The organism is Bacillus fungorum (assembly GCF_002746455.1).
GTDB classification, from domain to species: domain Bacteria; phylum Bacillota; class Bacilli; order Bacillales; family Bacillaceae_G; genus Bacillus_A; species Bacillus_A fungorum.
Window position 1 is genome coordinate 29,188 of sequence record NZ_NWUW01000030.1, and the last position, 18,006, is coordinate 47,193.

Here is an 18,006-nt window from a genome sequence, read left to right on the forward strand (position 1 = left end):
AAGCACTATGCGTACGCATAGTGCTTTACTTGTGGTAAAATGAGAGAAGGAAACTCCTAAAAGTTGTATGTTACTGAAGGAGAGAAAAGTAAAATAAGAGGTAAATGCATATATGAATAAGCGAACAGCGTTAGTACTTGGTGCAAGTGGTTTAGTTGGACAAGAGATAACGCGTCTATTACTTGAATCTGATTACTACGATTCGGTTACTATTTTTGTAAGAGAACCAATACAATGGCAACATGAAAAGTTACAGCAAAAGCAAGTAGATTATTTGGCATTAGAGGAATATAAAGAGTTCTTTGCTGTAGATGACGTATTTAGTTGTCTAGGAACAACAATCAAAAAAGCAAAAACAAAGGCAAATTTTAAAAAAGTAGATTATGAATATACGTTACGAGCTGCTTGTTTAGCTGAAAAACAAGGGGTACAAAATTTCCTTGTTGTGTCCTCAATGGGAGCCAATCCTAAATCGTTTTTCTTTTATTCACAAGTGAAAGGGAGAATGGAAGAGGAATTACAAAAGTTAGTCATTGGTGGTATTCACATTTTTAGGCCATCTTTATTAGTAGGAAATCGACAAGAATTTCGCTTTGGTGAACGAATGGCTGAAAAGTTATCTCGTATGATTCCTTTTATATTTAAAGGGGCTTTCAAAAAGTATAAACCAATTTCAGCGAAAGATGTGGCAAAAGGGATGTATATAACTGCATTGCAAGAAGAATCAGGGATCCGCATTTATAATTCGAATGAAATTACAACGATAGAATAAATAAAACCGAGAAGAATAGCTTCTCGGTTTTATTTATTTGTACTGATTTTCCCCGGTGCTCGCTTGTATTGATACGGTTCTTCTAACTCAAAGCCAAGTTCATTGGCGGCTATTCTTGGGAAGTAAGGATTGCGAAGTAACTCACGGCCGATAAAAATTAAATCTGCTTCGTTATTATTTAAAATTTGCTCTGCCTGTGCCCCGGTCGTAATCAAACCAACAGCCCCAGTTGCAATGTTAGCATGTTCTTTAATATGTTTAGCATATTGTACTTGATACCCGGGATATATATCGATGTGTGCCGGAACAACAGCTCCAGAACTACAATCAATTACATCTACTCCTTGTTCTTTCATCCATTTTGTATATGGAACGTAATCTTGAACCGTTAAACCGTCAGGATGATAATCGTTTGCTGAAATACGAACAAATAACGGTCCGTTCCAAACTTCATTTATTGAGCCAATGATTTCACGTAAGAAACGATAGCGATTTTCAGGTGAGCCCCCATATTCATCAGTCCGCTTATTAGAAAGTGGAGAAAGAAATTCATTAATAAGATAACCGTGAGCACCATGTATTTCAATAACGTCAAACCCAGCTTGTTTTGAACGTATCGCAGCCTGCTGAAAAGCTAATATAGTATTTTTTATTTGCTGTAAACTCATTTCTACTGGTATTTTCATTGTTTCATTAAACGGAATTGCGGATGGAGCGAAAGCATCCGTTTCTAATTCCGCTTTTCTTCCGGCGTGAGCGAGTTGAATGGCAGCTTTTGCGCCGTTATCATGTATAAAAGTTGTCGTTTTATGTAAGCCTTCAATTAGGCTATCATCCCATATACCTAGGTCTTTATTAGAAATTCTCCCTTCAGGTAACACGGCTGTTGCTTCAATCATAACTAAACCAACTTGACCGGCAGCCCTTGTTCCATAATGAACGAGATGGAAATTCGTTACTTGGCCATCCTCGTTTTCTGATGAATACATGCACATAGGTGACATAACAATCCGGTTTTTTAATGTAACGTCCTTAATTGCATAAGGTGAAAAAAGTTGGGAATTCATCCAATAGCCTCCTAGATTGAATTTTCTTACATTGTATCATTCTCTTTTTTGTTTCCCTAATAAAACGCTTATACGAAAAATTTTGTCTATTCGTGTTACAATGACTAATATGAATTGAATTGGAGGATGACACATGTACCAGGCTTATTATGAAAGTGAATTAGGCTTGCTAGAAATTACAGCAAACGATAAAGGAATTACGTCTGTTATATTTGTTGATGAGAGACAAGAAGAACATACAAATGAAATGATAGATCAATGTATAAATGAGCTAGATGAATATTTTAAGGGGAAAAGAAAAGAGTTCACAGTTCCGCTGTCTGCCGAGGGAACATCATTTCAAAAGAACGTATGGGATGCGCTCTATACTATTCCTTATGGCGTAAGTGCTTCATATTTAGATATTGCAGAGAAAGTCGGAAATACGAAAGCTGTACGGGCAATAGGAGGAGCGAATAGCCGCAATCCGATTTCAATAATTGTTCCGTGTCATCGTGTAATAGGGAAGAGCGGGAAACTTGTTGGGTATGCGGGTGGTTTATGGAGGAAAGAGTGGTTATTAAAACACGAAGGTATTTTGAAATGACGTATGGATGGGAAGAGGGATTGTTTTGAAATGTATAAATTGTGGGCAACTTTGCGAGGGAAATCAGTTAAATTGTGAAAGTTGCCAGCGGACTTTGCATACTGAACAGAGTGAAGGAAGCTCGCTCATAGACAAGGAATTAGAAGTATATGTAGGGAGACAATATCCGTATTACAAAAGGAAATGGGAGATTGAGGAAAAGCGGATTGCTAGGTGGAGCTGGAATGGTTGGGCAACTATTTTCAATGTAGGTTGGCTTGGATATCGTAAGTACTATTTACCGGCAGCATTATTTGTATTGTTATTAGTAGCGTGTGATGCGTTTTCCTATTATATGGGCTTCAACGTAGCACTGCCGATCATTAATATGGTGCCTCTTACGTTTCTATTACTTGTTTTTATTTTATTTGGAATGGCGATTTTTGCGAATGGATTATATTATCAATTCGCAGAAAGGCGTATATATCGAATAAAAGCACGAGAAATTCAAGATGAAACGGTTGAAAAGTACCTCATTCGTGATAGTGGTGGAACGAGTAAAATGGGAGCAACAATCGTTACGATTTTAGCGGTTGCTAGTATTTTTTTCAGCCATTTCTTTTTCCCGACTGATCGAGATATTATTCAAAAAGTTCGTACAAGCTCGCTATATGAATATCCATTCTTTTCTATCGGCGAATCGTTTGAAAATTATTTTAGAAATCCGGGTTGGGCATATTATCGTGGCACCGAAGGATTAGAATTGGTAGAGTTCCAAGGGGATAGTCCGGATATGTCGAAGAAAAAGGTTACGATCCAATTTATTGTTGATTATAAATTGGGTGAGATTGAGCCGTACTCACTTACGATTAATGGAGAATCTAAAAATGAGGAAGAATTTTTGAAGATAATGGACGAAATATTTAAAGTTCAAAACCCATTTGACATAGAGGATGGATTACAAGTAAAAGCAGTAGAAAAAGAAGTGGATAGAAGAGCTCTCTATCCGCTTCTTTTTTTGTATATACGAAAATAATATTTGAAATAATCTGAATCTTTTGTATAATAATATGTATTATACTGGCTTTCATTTATACATATAGATTGGGGGAAGGAAGAATGAAGAGAAAGGTAACAACGATTGCTGCAGTTGCATTATCGACTAGTGTATTAGTTGCAGGTTGCGGAAATGGGGAGAAGGCATCTACAACGAAGAAAGAAACGGGTAAGGGAGCAGCAGATAAGCAAGTATTAAACTTACTAGAAACAGCAGAAATACCTTCAATGGATACGTCAAAATCAACAGACTCTGTATCATTCCGTGCCTTTGTAAATGCAATGGAAGGATTATATCGTTTGGATAAGGATAATAAACCAACTCCAGGTATGGCAAAAAACGTGAAAATGAGTGAAGATAAAAAGACATATACATTTGAATTACGAGACGCAAAGTGGTCTAATGGTGATCCAGTTCGAGCGCAAGATTTTGTATATGCATGGCAACGTACATTAGATAAAGCAACGGCAGCTGAGTATGCATTTATTTTATTTGATGTGAAAAATGCACAGAAAGTCAATAAAGGAGAATTACCGTTAGATCAATTAGGAGTGAAAGCGAAGGATGATAAAACGTTAGTAGTAGAATTAGAACAACCAGCACCATATTTCCTTGAGCTTACTTCATTTCCAACATTTTTCCCTATAAATGAAAAATATGTGAAAGAACAAGGAGATAAATACGGATTAGAAGCAGATAAATTATTATATAATGGACCATTTACGATGAGTGAATGGAAACATGAACGAAGTTATCAGTTAAAGAAAAACCCTAATTATTGGGATAAAGATACTGTGAAGTTAGAAGAAATTAATGTGAATATTGTGAAGGAAACGAGCACAGGAGTAAATTTATATGATAGTGATCAAGCGGATCGAGTTATTTTAACTTCTGAATTTGTTGATAAATATAAAAAGAATAAGCCAGATGAATTTAAAACGAAGTTAGATCCACGTATGTATTTCTTACGTTTTAACCAAAAAAATGCAACGTTTAAAAACCAAAAAGTTCGTGAAGCGATTGATCTGGCATATGATAAAAAAGGAATTGCAAATGTTATTTTAAATGACGGATCATTACCAGCATATTTCTTAGTACCTGAAAAATTTACGACAGGACCAGATGGGAAAGATTTCCGTTCTGTAAATAAAAATTTCCGTGACAGTAAAGATAATGCAGCAAAAGCAAAAAAATTATGGGAAGAAGCGAAGAAGGAACTTGGCCAAGATACAATTACAGTAGAATTACTAAATGATGATAACGGTAGCCGTAAAAAAGTGGGCGACTTTATTAAAGAAGAGTTAGAGAAAAACTTACCTGGTATTAAAGTGAATTTGAAACAACAGCCATATAAGCAGAAGTTAGATTTAGAAAAGAAATTTGAATATGAATTCTCTTTATCTGCATGGAGTCCAGATTATCCAGATCCAATGACTTATATTGATATGTTTGTTACTGGAAGCTCATTTAATGAAATGGATTATTCTAATCCGAAGTATGATGATTTAGTAGCGAAATCAAAAGGAGAGCTATTAAAAGATGATAAAGCACGCTGGAATGCACTTGCAGAAGCTGAAAAAATCTTAATTAGTCAAGATGCTGCCATTTCTCCTACGTACCAACAAAGTACCGCATATTTAGAGAAACCATACGTAAAAGGTATTGCAAATCATACGTTTGGTGGAGATTTCAGTTATAAATGGGCATATATTACAAAGAAATAGTATAATAAAGGATGAGTGAATTTTCGCTCATCTTTTATTTATATAGGAGGAATTAGGGTTGTTAAAAGGAATCAATCATCTTTGTTTTTCAGTATCTAATTTAGAAGATTCTATTACATTTTACGAAAAAGTATTGGAAGGAGAATTATTAGTTAGAGGAAGAAAACTTGCATATTTTAATATATGTGGAGTATGGATAGCACTTAATGAAGAAATACATATTCCGAGAAATGAGATTCATCAATCTTATACACATATTGCGTTTTCTGTTGAACAGAAAGACTTTGAACGTCTACTGCAGCGATTAGAAGAAAACGATGTTCATATATTACAAGGAAGAGAACGAGATGTAAGGGATTGTGAGTCTATATATTTTGTTGATCCAGATGGCCATAAGTTTGAATTTCATTCAGGGACATTGCAAGACCGACTTACTTATTATAAGGAAGATAAACCTCATATGACATTTTACTAAGGGGGGAGGAAGTTGCATGCACTAGTAATTGGTGGAACAGGGATGTTAAAGAGAGTTTCTATGTGGCTTTGTGAGCAAGGGTTTCATGTTTCTATTATTGGAAGAGATGAAGGGAGATTAGAAAATGTTAAGCAAGAGAGTGCTACACCAGAAAGTATTACATGCCTTCCGTTAGATTATCATAATGATGACGATGTAAAGTTAGCTATTAAACGTACAATTGAGAGGAATGGCCCAATAACATTAGTTGTCGCATGGATACACGCAAGCGCAAAGGATGCGTTATCACTCATTTGTAAAGAATTAGACTTGTTGTCTGAAACATACAGCGTTTTTCATATTTTAGGCAGTAAAGCGTCGCGTATGACTACACAAAAAATAGGTGGTACGCGATGTAGTTATCATAGAATTATATTAGGGTTTATATTAGAAGATACATACGGAAGATGGCTTACTCATGAAGAGATATCAGATGGGGTAATAAAGGGGATTGATAGTAAATGCGATGAATGGATTGTAGGGCGAGTAGAAGCGTGGGAATTGCGGCCAACATGGTAAGGGGGAATGCGAAATGAAAACAACTGTATATGTAACAAGGCATGGTGAAACGGAATGGAATGTAGCGAAGCGAATGCAAGGGCGGAAAAATTCTGCTTTAACTGAAAATGGTATGCTACAAGCTAAGCGATTAGGAGATCGAATGAAAGATTTATCTATCAATGCAATCTATAGTAGTCCGAGTGAAAGAACTCTTCATACTGCAGAGTTAATAAAGGGCGATCGTGATATACCGATAATCGCGGATGAGCATTTCTATGAAATTAACATGGGGATTTGGGAAGGACAGACAATTGATGATATAGAAAGGCAATACCCAGACGAAATACAGTTATTTTGGTATGAGCCACATCTTTTTCAATCCACATCAGGAGAAAATTTTGAGGCTGTTCAAAATAGGGTAATGGAGGGGATACAGCTTCTTTTAGAAAAGCATAAAGGAGAAAGTATATTAATTGTCTCCCATGCGGCAGCGGCAAAATTACTTGTAGGACATTTTGCGGGTATTGAAATAGAGAATGTATGGGATGATCCATTTATGCATAGTGCTAGTCTTAGTGTAATAGAATTTGAAGACGGTAAAGGTGTAGTGAAGCAATTTGCGGATATAAGTCATTTTCAGTAAGCATACAAAAAAGGCCGTGAAAACGGCCTTTTTGTATGAAAATTAGCAATTACGCTTTTTGTACCAGAAGTGATCGAATTTCTTGTTTTTGCAAGATGGGAATTTATGTCCGCCATCGTGACAATCTTTACCATGACCCCATGAATCATCGCGAGAGCCGCCGTGGCTGTGAGGGAAGAATTCACACTTTTTACAGTAACATCGTTTTGTCCAGTAAAATTTCTTTTCAAAGCGCACACATTTTGTAACGAACGTACAATGCTTTCTGCGAGTACGTTTTGTAACTAGAACGCATTCTTTTCTACGTGTTATTTTCGTAACGAACGTCCATTTTTGAACACGAACGCGAGTACATTTCGTAACAAATGTCCACTTTTTAACGTGAGTACATTTTGTAACGAATGTACAATGTTTCACGCGAGTACATCTTGTTCTTGGACATTTACAATCATCGCTACACTCAATTTTTGAAGAGCGATCATCATCGCATTCAAACGTACTTGGATCTTGATGTAAGAAATCCTCCATCCCAGCACTTTTGATTTCTTCGACAGCTTTTCTAATATCTCGTTTCATAGAAATCCTCCTTATCATGTATTTAATTGAAAAGGTATTCTTTTTCCTTAACAGGATATGTATGTGGGTATCTTTCTGAACAGGACAAGAGTGTAATTTTATATAAATGGTTGATAGTGGAGGTATGGACAAGGCGAAGTGCATACATTGAATGAAGAGAACTGAGAAGGGATGTGGAAATATGCTACCTTCATATGATTTTTTTATTCATCCAATGTACTTAGTGGAATTGAAAAAAGATATTTGGTCAGACAGTCCAGTGCCAGCAAAATTAACTTATGGAAAAAAGAAGTATGATATTGATATCGTATACCGAGGGGCTCATATTCGAGAATTTGAGAAAAAGTCTTATCATGTTATGTTTTATAAACCGAAAAAATTTCAAGGCGCGAAAGAGTTTCATTTAAATTCAGAGTTTATGGATCCGTCCCTCATTCGAAATAAATTATCACTAGATTTTTTTCATGATATTGGTGTACTTTCACCGAAGTCACAACATGTATTTATAAAAATTAATGGTCAAATTCAAGGCGTATATTTACAATTAGAATCAGTTGATGAAAACTTTTTGAAAAATCGAGGGTTGCCGAGTGGTTCTATTTATTATGCGATAGATGATGATGCGAATTTTTCTTTAATGAGTGAGAGAGAGAAAGATGTTAAGACCGAGCTTTTTGCTGGTTATGAATTTAAATGTTCGAATGAAAATAGTGAAGAACAATTGAGTGAATTTGTATTTCAAGCGAATACTTTGTCTAGGGAATCTTATGAAAAAGAAATTGGGAAGTTTCTACATGTAGACAAATATTTACGGTGGTTAGCTGGCGTCATTTTTACGCAAAACTTTGATGGTTTTGTTCATAACTATGCACTATATCATAACGATGAAACGAATTTATTTGAAGTGATACCGTGGGATTATGATGCGACTTGGGGGCGAGATGTGCAAGGGAGGCCACTTAATCATGAATATATTCGTATTCAAGGATATAACACGTTAAGTGCAAGATTGTTAGATATACCTGTATTTAGAAAACAATATCGAAGTATTTTAGAAGAAATATTAGAAGAACAATTTACCGTTTCGTTTATGATGCCTAAAGTAGAGGGTTTGTGTGAATTAATTCGTCCATATTTACTACAAGATCCATATATGAAAGAGAAATTAGAAACATTTGATCAAGAGGCTGATATGATTGATGAATATATAAATAAAAGAAGAAAGTATATACAAGACCATTTACATGAATTGGATTAATTTTGAAAGAGATTGGAACATTATCAATCTCTTTTTTTGTATAATAAAGATGTATCAATCAAATTGACTTAATATTCATTCGAAAGAGGATGGGGGATGTGGAAACATGACGGTAAAATGGATTGATTGGGTAAAACAAATACAATCTATAGCCCAAGCAGGTTTAACGTATTCTAAGGATGTGTATGATATAGAGCGTTTCCAACAATTGCGGGATATTTCCATTTCGATGATGTCACATTACACAAAGACAGATTGGGAAGTTGTAGAGAAGTTATTTGCCAGTGAGACAGGCTATCAAACACCTAAAGTTGATATAAGAGCAGTCGTTTTTCAAAATGAAAAACTATTATTTGTGAAAGAAAAAAGTGATGGGAAATGGGCGTTGCCAGGTGGATGGGCTGATATCGGTTATACGCCGACAGAAGTAGCAGCAAAAGAGGTTTTAGAAGAGGCAGGTTATGAGGTAGATCATTTTAAGCTACTGGCTATATTTGATAAAGAAAAACATCATCCATCACCTTCAGCAACGCATGTATATAAGATTTTTATTGGATGTGAGATTGTAGGCGGAGAAAAGAAAACTAGCATTGAAACAGAAGATGTGGAGTTTTTTAGTGAGAATGAATTACCTAATCTATCGATTGCTAGAAATACTGAAGCGCAAATTAAAGAAATGTTTGCTTACATGAAAGATCCGCAGAAAGAAAAAATAATAGATTAGTAATGCTTATGTTGATAATTTTATTGGAATGAAGATATTGGCAGAATGTAACCTTTATGTAATAATGGGATGGTATGTGAAGAAAAAAGGAGATAGAAAAGAAAATGTTAGCAAACATAATAGATCAGTTATTGCAATTTTTTGCAAGCTTAGGTTACTTTGGAGTAGCACTAGCTTTAATGATTGAAATTATCCCGAGTGAAATTGTACTTTCGTATGCTGGATTTTTAGTCGCAGATGGTAAAATTAGCTTTGTTGGTGCAGTTATTGCTGGAACAATAGGTGGTACTTTAGCTCAAATCTTTTTATATTGGCTTGGATACTATGGAGGCCGTCCAGTTGTAGAGAAATATGGAAAATATCTACTTATTAATAAACACCATTTAGACATAGCAGAAAATTGGTTTAAGCGTTACGGAGCAGGAGTAATCTTTTCTGCACGTTTTATCCCAGTCGTACGTCATGCAATCTCTATTCCAGCAGGATTAGCTAAAATGCCGTTAAAACTATTTACACTGTATACAGTAGTTGCGATTATTCCATGGTCAATTCTATTTATATACTTAGGTGAAAAGCTTGGTGGGAATTGGCGACACATCAAAGAGTATGCATCTGATTACACACATTACATAATTATAGGAGCTGTTCTCTTTGTTGCTCTATACTTTGGATTAAAGTATTTCAAAAAGAAAAAAACAGCGCGTTAAAGTCAATGATTTTTCATTGGCTTTTTTATTTGTTTCGGTTCTAAAAAAAAGGAGTTGTCCATAATGTGTAATAATAAAGTGTAGCGGGGGAATGTGATGAAAGGGTCACCGTTTATACGTGGAACGATATTTTTAACAATGGCAACGATGATATCTAAAATGTTAGGGTTTATATATGTTATACCATTTACAGCTATGGTCGGTACGAGTGGGTACGTTTTATACACGTATGCATATCGTCCATATACAATTATGCTCAGCATTGCGACGATGGGACTACCACTTGCAGTTTCAAAGATGGTATCAAAATATGATCAACTAAATGATTATCATACGGTTAAGAGAGTGTTGAAAAGTGGAATTGTGTTTATGTTTATAATGGGAGTTATTTCGTGTTTTGCGTTATATATGCTAGCTCCGCATTTGGCTAAACTTGTAATCGATGGAAATGATCAAACGGGAAATAGTATAACGGCGGTTACTAATAATATTCAAATTGTAAGTTTTGCGTTAGTACTTGTACCAGTAATGAGTTTATTAAGGGGTTTCTTTCAGGGGTTCCAATCGATGGGACCTTCTGCTTTAAGTGTAGTTGTAGAGCAATTTTTTCGGGTCTTAACCATTTTGATAGGAAGTTTTGTCGTTTTATATGTTTTAAAAGCTTCTGTCTCGCTAGCTGTTGGTATTTCAACGTTCGGTGCCTTTATGGGAGCGATAGGTGGATTAACGGTTTTAAGTGCATATTACATAAGAAGGAGAAAGCACTTAAAGAAAAAAGAAATGGCAAGTATACCGCAAACAACGAAATCTTTTTTCTCGCTGTATAAGGAACTCTTTACATATTCAATACCGTTTGTTGTGGTTGGTTTAGCAATTCCGTTGTATCAGACAATTGATACATTTACAATTAATAAACTACTTATACAAATAGGATATATGCAAGGAGAGGCTGAGAAGATGAATGCAATAATTGGACTTGTTCAGATGGTTGTACTTATCCCAGTTTCCGTTGCGACTGCTTTTAGTATGTCTCTCGTACCTGAGATGACAAAAGCTTATACAGCAGGAAATGTGAAGTTACTGTACAAACATTTTACGAGGACGAATCTATTAGTAGTAGGTATTACGGTACCCGCGGCAATTGGAATGATGGTGTTAGCAAAACCAGTGTATACTCTTTTATTTGGTGCCGGAAATGATCCGGATATGGGAAGAGTTATTTTACAGTATTATGCTCCTGCTTGTATACTATTTTCGCTTTTTACAGTAACGGCTGCGATGCTGCAAGGAATTAATCAACAACAGAAAACAGTGCTAGGGTTAGTGATTGGCATTATTGTGAAGATAGTTTTAAATATTGTATTGCTTCCGTATTTCGATTATGTAAGTTTTATTATTTCAACATACGCTGGTTATACGATTTCAGTTGGCTTTAACTTGTGGATGCTTTCTAAATATGTTATAAAGGCAACATAAGCTTTTTAAGGCAGAGAGCACTCTGTCTTTTTCTTTGTTTATCCCGCTTTAACGGGCAGTAAGATCCTCATCTCAAAATTCAGCGAAAGAAAAGAAGGTTGGTTGGGGGCGGGCTGTCCGTAAAAGCCCGATTGGTGAGGGCTGAAAATCAGTGGGGGGATGGAGCCTCCCACTGATTAAAGTTTCACTTTATAATATTTTTCTTATAAAAACGTTTTCAAAATAATTTTTCTATTGAAATTTAAACGTATGTTTCATATGCTGAGAATGGCGGTTCAAAAACTGTTATGTAAGAGAGGTAGATTCCTACATGTAAAAAGAATCGGGGTGATAGTATGTTAAATATTTATTTAACAGACCGAAACGGAAAACTACAAGAGGTTGAGGAAATGCAAAAGGGTTGCTGGATTAATGTACTTCATCCAACGGAAGAAGAAATTCAATATCTAGTACAAACTTTAAATGTAGACTTAGATTTCATTAAAGACCCTTTAGATGATGAAGAACGCTCTCGTATTGAAAAGGAAGACAATAATACTTTAATAATCGTGGATATTCCAACAGTTAGACATGATGAAGAAGGAAATTCGATTTATGACACGATTCCAATTGGTATGATTGTTATGCCAGATTGTTTTGTGACAATTTGTTTAGAAGAAAACCCAATTTTTGAACGTTTTATTAATCAGCGTATTAAAGAATTTTATACGTTTAAGAAGACACGCTTTGCACTGCAGCTCTTATATACAATTTCTACTTATTATTTAAGATACTTAAAGCAAATTAACAGAAAAACAATCGATTTAGAGCATCAATTAAATCAGTCGATGAAAAATAAAGAGATTTTCACATTGCTAGGTCTTGAAAAAAGTTTAGTTTACTTTACAACATCATTAAAGGCAAATAAAATTGTAATTCAAAAATTAATGCGTAACAGTACATTCTTAAAAATGTATGAGGATGATCAAGATTTATTAGAAGATGTATTAATTGAAAATAAACAGGCTATTGAAATGGCAGAAATATATAGTCACATTTTAAGTGGAATGATGAATACTTTTAGCTCTGTTATATCAAATAATTTAAATAGTGTTATGAAACTGTTAACGTCTATTACAATCATTTTATCGTTACCAACGATGGTTTCTAGTTTCTTTGGAATGAACGTAAAGGTTCCGTTTGAAGGAGAAGCACATGGCTTTGTAATTGTACTTATAATATGTGTAACACTATCTTTCACATTAGCATTTGTTTTTTGGAAGAAACGTTACTTTTAACGATAAGAAAGCTGCTCTAGCATAGTTGTATAACTGCGCTAGAGCAGCTTTTTTGCTATGAAATCGAAAGTTTTGAATAGAATATAACTTATAAAATGTAATGTATATGAAGGGAGTGAATTCCGTATAAGTCTTGTCCAATTCATAAAATGGAGTTAAAATTACATATTGTTAATGAAAAGTTGGAGGAAATACATCATGGAATTGTTTCAATTACCGAAAGCATTCCTGCAAATGAATACAATCTTTATCTCCATATTGATCGAAGCACTTCCTTTTGTGCTCATTGGTGTATTTATTTCAGGATTCATTCAAATGTTTGTGACAGAGGATATGGTAGCAAAATGGATGCCGAAAAACCGATTTCTGTCTGTTTTAATGGCTACTTTTTTAGGTATGATGTTTCCAGGTTGTGAATGTGGAATTGTTCCGATTGTAAGGCGATTAATCGGAAAAGGGGTTCCGCCATATGCCGGGATTGCATTTATGTTAACTGGGCCAATTATTAATCCGGTCGTATTATTTGCAACATACGTTGCCTTTGGAAGTAGTATGCACATGGTATGGTATCGTTCTATTGTAGCGATTATCGTAGCAATTATCGTTGGAATTATATTATCATTTATGTTTAAAGAACACCAATTAAGAGATGATCACTTCCCAGAAGTGAATCATAAGCGTCCATTACGTAAAAAAATGTGGGATGTATGTACGCATGCTGTTGAAGAGTTTTTCTCGATGGGAAAATATTTAGTATTAGGTGCGTTAATTGCAGCTGCAGTTCAAACGTTCGTACAAACTTCAACACTTCTTGCTATAGGACAAGGGCCGTTCTCTTCACCAGCTGTTATGATGGGACTTGCTTACATTTTATCACTTTGTTCAGAAGCGGATGCGTTTATTGCTTCGTCATTCCAAAGTACATTTTCAACGGCATCACTTGTCGCGTTCCTCGTATATGGACCGATGGTGGATATTAAAAATATGTTTATGATGCTTGCGACGTTTAAAACAAAATTTGTAATTGTCGTTACAGTTACAGTTACACTTGTTGTTTATGCAAGCTCACTACTCATTTATGCGATGGGGTGGTAGGTTATGTTTCGAGCATATATATTATTGGGTTTTACAATCTTAATCGCGCAGCTTCATATTTCCGGTAATATTACGAAGTATATCAATATGAAGTATGCCTATTTATCAACAACAGCAGCAATTATTCTAGGTTTCTTAACGATTGTACAAATTATTATCGTTTTCCAAAAAGAGCATCAAAAAGAAAAAGAACAGCACAATTGCGGATGTGATCATAGTCATTGTGGGCACGATCATTCAAAAGATGAAAATACATGGTGGAAACGAACATTTTCTTATACTTTGTTCTGTTTTCCAATTGTTTCAGGATTATTTTTCCCGATTGCGACACTAGATTCGGATATTGTTAAAGCGAAGGGATTTCATTTTCCGGTAGCACAAGCAGAAAGTAAAGATCCGTTTATGACAAGGCAATTCCTTAGACCGGACACGAGTATTTATTACGGAAAAGAAGGATACCGTGGTGTAATGGAAAAAGGGAAGAAAGAGTTTGTTACGAAAGACAATATTGCTTTAAACGATGAGGATTTCTTAAAAGGAATGGAAACGATTTACAATTACCCTGGCGAGTTTACTGGGAAAAAATTATCTTTTAAAGGGTTTGTGTTCAAGGATGATTCTTCTAAAAAAGAACAATATTTCTTATTCCGCTTCGGTATTATACATTGTGTAGCGGATTCCGGTGTATACGGTATGTTAGTGAAAAAGCCAGAAGGAGTAGAATGGAAAAATGATGATTGGATTCAAATAGAGGGAGAAATTTCTACTGAATTTTATCAGCCGTTCCATGCAAATATTCCTGTTTTAGAAGTAACAAAATGGAATAAAGTTGAACAGCCGAAAGAACAATATGTATTTAGAGGAGCCGATTGATCACATCGGTTCTTTTTTATGGACTAAGAGTTCTGAATGTTGTTAATATTAAATGTGTAGTTCATTTATTATAGTGAGTATGGAAATATCAAGGATAAATAATTAAAGGGGTGATAACAATGACTGAAGTAAAGGGAAAAACGGCTAATGAATCCAGAGTGTTTAAAACGAGCAGAGTATTTCCAACGGATTTAAATGATCACAATACGCTATTTGGTGGAAAGATATTAGCCGAGATGGATATGGTTGCTTCTATTTCAGCAACGAGGCATGCGAGAAAAGAATGTGTTACAGCATCTATGGATTGGGTAGATTTCTTACATCCTGTTCGTTCTTCAGATTGTGTGAGTTATGAATCCTTTGTAATTTGGACGGGTAGAACTTCTATGGAAGTATTTGTGAAGGTAGTAGCAGAAGATTTAATTTCAGGTGAGAAGCGTATAGCGGCAACGTCATTTGTTACTTTTGTTGCACTTAGTAAGGAAAATAATCCAGTTCCAGTTCCTCGAGTAATCCCTGAAACAGAAGAGGAGAAAGAATTACATCGTATTGCAGTGCTACGTGCAGAACAACGTCATATACGTAAGGCAGAGAGTAAGAAAGTAGCCACATTACTAACTTTTTGAGTTGAATATTTAGTCGTTAAAGGTATCATAACAGCCTGAAATGTTTTTCATATGAAAAGCGGACACCTAAAAATAGGTGTCCGCTTTTATAGTTTTTTCATCCACATATCATATGACGATAACTACTTAGCAGAAGCAAGCAGCACCGACGATGATTAAGAGGATAAATAATACGACTAATAGCGCGAATCCATTACCATGTGCGAAGCCCATTGTTATTTCCTCCTTTTATTTTAAGATACAACATACAATATGCAAATGAGCTATCGTTTGATATGGACATATATCATGTAATGACATATTTTCTTGAATGATATTGTATTAAAAAAGGGAAGATATAGAAATAACAGTAAGTGGAGAAAGGAAAATATCCATGAAACACTTTTTCGTTGTAATCCTTTGTTTAATAGGTGTATTCATTTGGATGAACATCGATGTGGAAATGGGGAAAAAAATGGCTAGTGAATATGAAGTAGGACAAGTTCGATTAGGTGAATTTCAACTGTATACGAACGGTGAAGAGTTATATACAAAATTATTTGAGGATATACGTAATGCAGAAAAGTACATATATATCCATTTTTATATTGTAGGTAAAGATGAAATAAGCAAAGAGTTTTTGCAGTTGCTCGAGAAAAAGGCATCGAGTGGAGTAGAAGTAAAATTGTCAGTTGATCGAATGGGTGGATATAAGCTGAAGAAAAAGATAATTCGTCAACTAAAAAGCAATGGTGTGCAGTTTACGTTTAGTAAAAAACCTAAATTGAAACATCTATTCTATTCATTGCATCAACGAAACCATAGACGCATAGTTACGATTGACGGAAAAGTATCATATATCGGCGGCTTTAATATTGGAAAGGAGTACTTTGGACAAGATCCGAAATTTGGCCCGTGGCGTGATTATCATGTGCGAGTCAAGGGGAATGGTGCAACTGATATGGAAAGAAAATTCGCTGCTGACTGGAAAGAAGATACTGGAGAAAATATGCCTGTACATAAAAGTTCATCTGAAATAGGGAATGTAAAATATCAATATTTATTTTCAGATGGAAAAGGGTTATGGGAAAAATATGGAGCACTTTTAAAGCAGGCTAAAAAGTCTTTAATTATTGCTACACCATATTTTGTACCGAGTAAAGAAATGATGAGAGAGTTAAAAGATGCATTAAACCGGGGTGTCAATGTAAAAATTCTCGTACCATTTAAAAGTGATGCCGTGTTGTTAAAGCAAGCTGCCTACCCGTATTTGAGAGAGATGAACCATGCTGGAGCGGAGATCTATCAATATCGGAATGGTTTTTTTCACGGGAAAGTAACAATCATTGATGAAGAAATTGTTGATATAGGTACAGCGAATTTTGATAATAGAAGTTTTTATTTAAATTGTGAATCTAACTGTGTCATATATGATAAAACAGTTGTTGCTGACGTATGGAACCAATTAAAGGAAGACTTTCATAAATCAAAAAGATTTTCGGAAGAAGATTTTGAGAAAATTAGTAAATGGGATTGGTTTTTAGCAAGAATAGGGAATGTTATAGCATCATATTTATAGCATATAGAAAAAAGAGAAGGGAGGCACTTTCGTGGATTGTATGAAAGAACTAATGAGGTATAGTTATATGCTTATATATAAGGTTGGAGAGTATACAGGCAAGGTAAGAGACGAAGAATTAAAGGAGCTATTACAGCAACATTTACCATATATGTTGCAAGCATATAATGAACAAGTGAATTTTCAAGAAGGAGAGAATGTACAGCATATAACTTGTGAACCAATTTCATTTCATTTTCATGAAATGGAAAAGGAAATTGATAGTAAATATACAGGAGATGTCCATATTGCAACTTGTTATATTTCGCATTTAAAACAGTTAGCACTAAAGTTTGCTCAAGTGGCAGTTGAAGTTGCGAATCCAGAATTCCGCTCTTTTTTAGAAAATTGCTTCCTGAAAATGAACCGTTATGCCTATAGTGTATGGCAATATGTTGTGAAGAAAGAGTATAAGATTAAACATGTATATGAAAATGAGAAGTTTGCATAAGAAACTAAGGCAGAAAGATGCGCACCTTAGTTTTTTCTTTTCATAGAGAAAAAACTAGATGTATATCTGTATCATCAGAAAATTTACAAATATTTACCGTTTATTTACTGTTTTTCAATCTTTCCTTTAAAAATAGAGAGTAATATGGGATTGTACATATTCTATCAAAAGGAGGAAACGCAAATGAACAAATGGGTTAAATCATTAACTGCTATGGCACTTGCAAGTTCTTTATTAATGGTAGGTTGTAGTAAAGGTGAGGACAAGAAGAAAGAAGACGATACAACAACACAACAAGAGGACAAAAAGGATAAAGAAACAAGTGGAACTGAGAAGTCTACGGATTCTAAAGAAAAGAAATAATGTAATAATAAAGGGGCTGTCCCATAAGTCGGTGAAACCGACTTATGGGCAGCCCTTTTTTTGCACAAAAAAATCGCCTTGTCCTGTATAATTGTAAGTAACCACACCAACAAAAACACGAAAGCAGAGGCGATTTTTTT

General features: G+C 34.9%; 21 protein-coding genes. 18 read left to right on the forward strand and 3 right to left on the reverse strand.

The window, feature by feature from the left end; translation table 11 throughout:
* The first annotated feature begins 112 nt into the window (after window positions 1-112).
* Window positions 113-772, forward strand: a complete 660-nt coding sequence (locus CO726_RS25975; protein WP_099686166.1) for an oxidoreductase — start codon at window positions 113-115, stop codon at window positions 770-772.
* 29 nt (window positions 773-801) lie between these two features.
* Here CO726_RS25975 and namA read toward each other — a convergent pair whose 3' ends face one another.
* Window positions 802-1,839, reverse strand: coding sequence for an NADPH dehydrogenase NamA (namA, locus tag CO726_RS25980; RefSeq protein ID WP_099686167.1), 1,038 nt, complete (start codon window positions 1,837-1,839; stop codon window positions 802-804).
* Window positions 1,840-1,972: 133 nt separating this feature from the next.
* Here namA and CO726_RS25985 point away from each other — a divergent pair, with 133 nt between their 5' ends.
* The 6 genes from CO726_RS25985 to CO726_RS26010 all read left to right on the forward strand — a co-directional run bounded on the left by CO726_RS25985 (window position 1,973) and on the right by CO726_RS26010 (window position 6,843).
* Window positions 1,973-2,425, forward strand: a complete 453-nt coding sequence (locus CO726_RS25985) for a methylated-DNA--[protein]-cysteine S-methyltransferase (protein WP_000283892.1) — start codon at window positions 1,973-1,975, stop codon at window positions 2,423-2,425.
* Between the two features lie 25 nt (window positions 2,426-2,450).
* Window positions 2,451-3,440 carry a DUF2628 domain-containing protein gene (locus tag CO726_RS25990; RefSeq protein ID WP_136699855.1) on the forward strand — a complete coding sequence of 330 codons (990 nt, stop codon included), beginning with the start codon at window positions 2,451-2,453 and terminating at the stop codon, window positions 3,438-3,440.
* Between the two features lie 83 nt (window positions 3,441-3,523).
* On the forward strand, window positions 3,524-5,185 hold the full coding sequence (locus tag CO726_RS25995; protein ID WP_099686169.1) for a peptide ABC transporter substrate-binding protein: 1,662 nt from the start codon (window positions 3,524-3,526) through the stop codon (window positions 5,183-5,185).
* A gap of 58 nt (window positions 5,186-5,243) precedes the next feature.
* Complete coding sequence (fosB, locus tag CO726_RS26000) at window positions 5,244-5,660, forward strand: FosBx1 family fosfomycin resistance bacillithiol transferase (protein WP_099686170.1); 417 nt, start codon at window positions 5,244-5,246, stop codon at window positions 5,658-5,660.
* 12 nt (window positions 5,661-5,672) lie between these two features.
* Window positions 5,673-6,218 carry a short-chain dehydrogenase gene (locus CO726_RS26005; protein ID WP_099686171.1) on the forward strand — a complete coding sequence of 182 codons (546 nt, stop codon included), beginning with the start codon at window positions 5,673-5,675 and terminating at the stop codon, window positions 6,216-6,218.
* Between the two features lie 13 nt (window positions 6,219-6,231).
* Complete coding sequence (locus CO726_RS26010) at window positions 6,232-6,843, forward strand: phosphoserine phosphatase 1 (protein ID WP_099686172.1); 612 nt, start codon at window positions 6,232-6,234, stop codon at window positions 6,841-6,843.
* 42 nt (window positions 6,844-6,885) lie between these two features.
* On the opposite strand, the gene exsB is transcribed toward CO726_RS26010, so the two are convergent.
* Window positions 6,886-7,419: an exosporium protein ExsB gene (gene exsB, locus CO726_RS26015; protein WP_099686173.1), complete on the reverse strand. Its 534-nt coding sequence runs from the start codon at window positions 7,417-7,419 to the stop codon at window positions 6,886-6,888.
* Window positions 7,420-7,600: 181 nt separating this feature from the next.
* On the opposite strand from exsB, the gene cotH reads away from it, so the two are divergent.
* The 8 genes from cotH to CO726_RS26055 all read left to right on the forward strand — a co-directional run bounded on the left by cotH (window position 7,601) and on the right by CO726_RS26055 (window position 15,455).
* Window positions 7,601-8,677: a spore coat protein CotH gene (gene cotH / locus CO726_RS26020; RefSeq protein ID WP_099686180.1), complete on the forward strand. Its 1,077-nt coding sequence runs from the start codon at window positions 7,601-7,603 to the stop codon at window positions 8,675-8,677.
* Window positions 8,678-8,783: 106 nt separating this feature from the next.
* On the forward strand, window positions 8,784-9,401 hold the full coding sequence (locus CO726_RS26025) for an NUDIX hydrolase N-terminal domain-containing protein (RefSeq protein ID WP_099686174.1): 618 nt from the start codon (window positions 8,784-8,786) through the stop codon (window positions 9,399-9,401).
* A gap of 104 nt (window positions 9,402-9,505) precedes the next feature.
* Window positions 9,506-10,108, forward strand: a complete 603-nt coding sequence (gene uptA, locus CO726_RS26030; protein ID WP_098760540.1) for an undecaprenyl phosphate transporter UptA — start codon at window positions 9,506-9,508, stop codon at window positions 10,106-10,108.
* 96 nt (window positions 10,109-10,204) lie between these two features.
* Complete coding sequence (locus CO726_RS26035; protein WP_099686175.1) at window positions 10,205-11,584, forward strand: putative polysaccharide biosynthesis protein; 1,380 nt, start codon at window positions 10,205-10,207, stop codon at window positions 11,582-11,584.
* 335 nt (window positions 11,585-11,919) lie between these two features.
* Window positions 11,920-12,861 carry a magnesium transporter CorA family protein gene (locus tag CO726_RS26040; protein ID WP_000932395.1) on the forward strand — a complete coding sequence of 314 codons (942 nt, stop codon included), beginning with the start codon at window positions 11,920-11,922 and terminating at the stop codon, window positions 12,859-12,861.
* A gap of 198 nt (window positions 12,862-13,059) precedes the next feature.
* A complete protein-coding gene (locus tag CO726_RS26045; RefSeq protein WP_000418724.1) occupies window positions 13,060-13,956 on the forward strand; it encodes a permease in 897 nt (298 codons plus the stop codon).
* Between the two features lie 3 nt (window positions 13,957-13,959).
* On the forward strand, window positions 13,960-14,829 hold the full coding sequence (locus CO726_RS26050) for a TIGR03943 family putative permease subunit (RefSeq protein WP_099686176.1): 870 nt from the start codon (window positions 13,960-13,962) through the stop codon (window positions 14,827-14,829).
* Between the two features lie 119 nt (window positions 14,830-14,948).
* A complete protein-coding gene (locus tag CO726_RS26055; RefSeq protein ID WP_000141167.1) occupies window positions 14,949-15,455 on the forward strand; it encodes an acyl-CoA thioesterase in 507 nt (168 codons plus the stop codon).
* 126 nt (window positions 15,456-15,581) lie between these two features.
* Here CO726_RS26055 and CO726_RS26060 read toward each other — a convergent pair whose 3' ends face one another.
* Window positions 15,582-15,668 carry a YjcZ family sporulation protein gene (locus CO726_RS26060; protein WP_000505094.1) on the reverse strand — a complete coding sequence of 29 codons (87 nt, stop codon included), beginning with the start codon at window positions 15,666-15,668 and terminating at the stop codon, window positions 15,582-15,584.
* Window positions 15,669-15,828: 160 nt separating this feature from the next.
* Here CO726_RS26060 and cls point away from each other — a divergent pair, with 160 nt between their 5' ends.
* The 3 genes from cls to CO726_RS26075 all read left to right on the forward strand — a co-directional run bounded on the left by cls (window position 15,829) and on the right by CO726_RS26075 (window position 17,866).
* Window positions 15,829-17,013, forward strand: coding sequence for a cardiolipin synthase (gene cls, locus CO726_RS26065; protein ID WP_136699856.1), 1,185 nt, complete (start codon window positions 15,829-15,831; stop codon window positions 17,011-17,013).
* A gap of 31 nt (window positions 17,014-17,044) precedes the next feature.
* Window positions 17,045-17,503 carry a spore coat protein gene (locus tag CO726_RS26070; protein WP_099686177.1) on the forward strand — a complete coding sequence of 153 codons (459 nt, stop codon included), beginning with the start codon at window positions 17,045-17,047 and terminating at the stop codon, window positions 17,501-17,503.
* Between the two features lie 183 nt (window positions 17,504-17,686).
* Entirely contained in the window at window positions 17,687-17,866 is a 180-nt protein-coding gene (locus CO726_RS26075) for a hypothetical protein (RefSeq protein ID WP_001045960.1), read from the forward strand.
* Window positions 17,867-18,006 lie beyond the last annotated feature (140 nt).

Bases quoted from the DNA above. Each gene is read 5' to 3' on its own strand.
- CO726_RS26025 (WP_099686174.1), top strand. From the start codon at position 8,784: ATGACGGTAAAATGGATTGATTGGGTAAAACAAATACAATCTATAGCC.
- CO726_RS26035 (WP_099686175.1), top strand. From the start codon at position 10,205: ATGAAAGGGTCACCGTTTATACGTGGAACGATATTTTTAACAATGGCA.
- CO726_RS26075 (WP_001045960.1), top strand. From the start codon at position 17,687: ATGAACAAATGGGTTAAATCATTAACTGCTATGGCACTTGCAAGTTCT.
- CO726_RS25995 (WP_099686169.1), top strand. From the start codon at position 3,524: ATGAAGAGAAAGGTAACAACGATTGCTGCAGTTGCATTATCGACTAGT.
- CO726_RS26055 (WP_000141167.1), top strand. From the start codon at position 14,949: ATGACTGAAGTAAAGGGAAAAACGGCTAATGAATCCAGAGTGTTTAAA.
- CO726_RS26040 (WP_000932395.1), top strand. From the start codon at position 11,920: ATGTTAAATATTTATTTAACAGACCGAAACGGAAAACTACAAGAGGTT.
- CO726_RS26060 (WP_000505094.1), bottom strand. From the start codon at position 15,668: ATGGGCTTCGCACATGGTAATGGATTCGCGCTATTAGTCGTATTATTT.
- CO726_RS26010 (WP_099686172.1), top strand. From the start codon at position 6,232: ATGAAAACAACTGTATATGTAACAAGGCATGGTGAAACGGAATGGAAT.
- CO726_RS25975 (WP_099686166.1), top strand. From the start codon at position 113: ATGAATAAGCGAACAGCGTTAGTACTTGGTGCAAGTGGTTTAGTTGGA.
- cls (WP_136699856.1), top strand. From the start codon at position 15,829: ATGAAACACTTTTTCGTTGTAATCCTTTGTTTAATAGGTGTATTCATT.
- uptA (WP_098760540.1), top strand. From the start codon at position 9,506: ATGTTAGCAAACATAATAGATCAGTTATTGCAATTTTTTGCAAGCTTA.
- namA (WP_099686167.1), bottom strand. From the start codon at position 1,839: ATGAATTCCCAACTTTTTTCACCTTATGCAATTAAGGACGTTACATTA.
- CO726_RS26045 (WP_000418724.1), top strand. From the start codon at position 13,060: ATGGAATTGTTTCAATTACCGAAAGCATTCCTGCAAATGAATACAATC.
- CO726_RS26050 (WP_099686176.1), top strand. From the start codon at position 13,960: ATGTTTCGAGCATATATATTATTGGGTTTTACAATCTTAATCGCGCAG.
- cotH (WP_099686180.1), top strand. From the start codon at position 7,601: ATGCTACCTTCATATGATTTTTTTATTCATCCAATGTACTTAGTGGAA.
- exsB (WP_099686173.1), bottom strand. From the start codon at position 7,419: ATGAAACGAGATATTAGAAAAGCTGTCGAAGAAATCAAAAGTGCTGGG.
- CO726_RS25985 (WP_000283892.1), top strand. From the start codon at position 1,973: ATGTACCAGGCTTATTATGAAAGTGAATTAGGCTTGCTAGAAATTACA.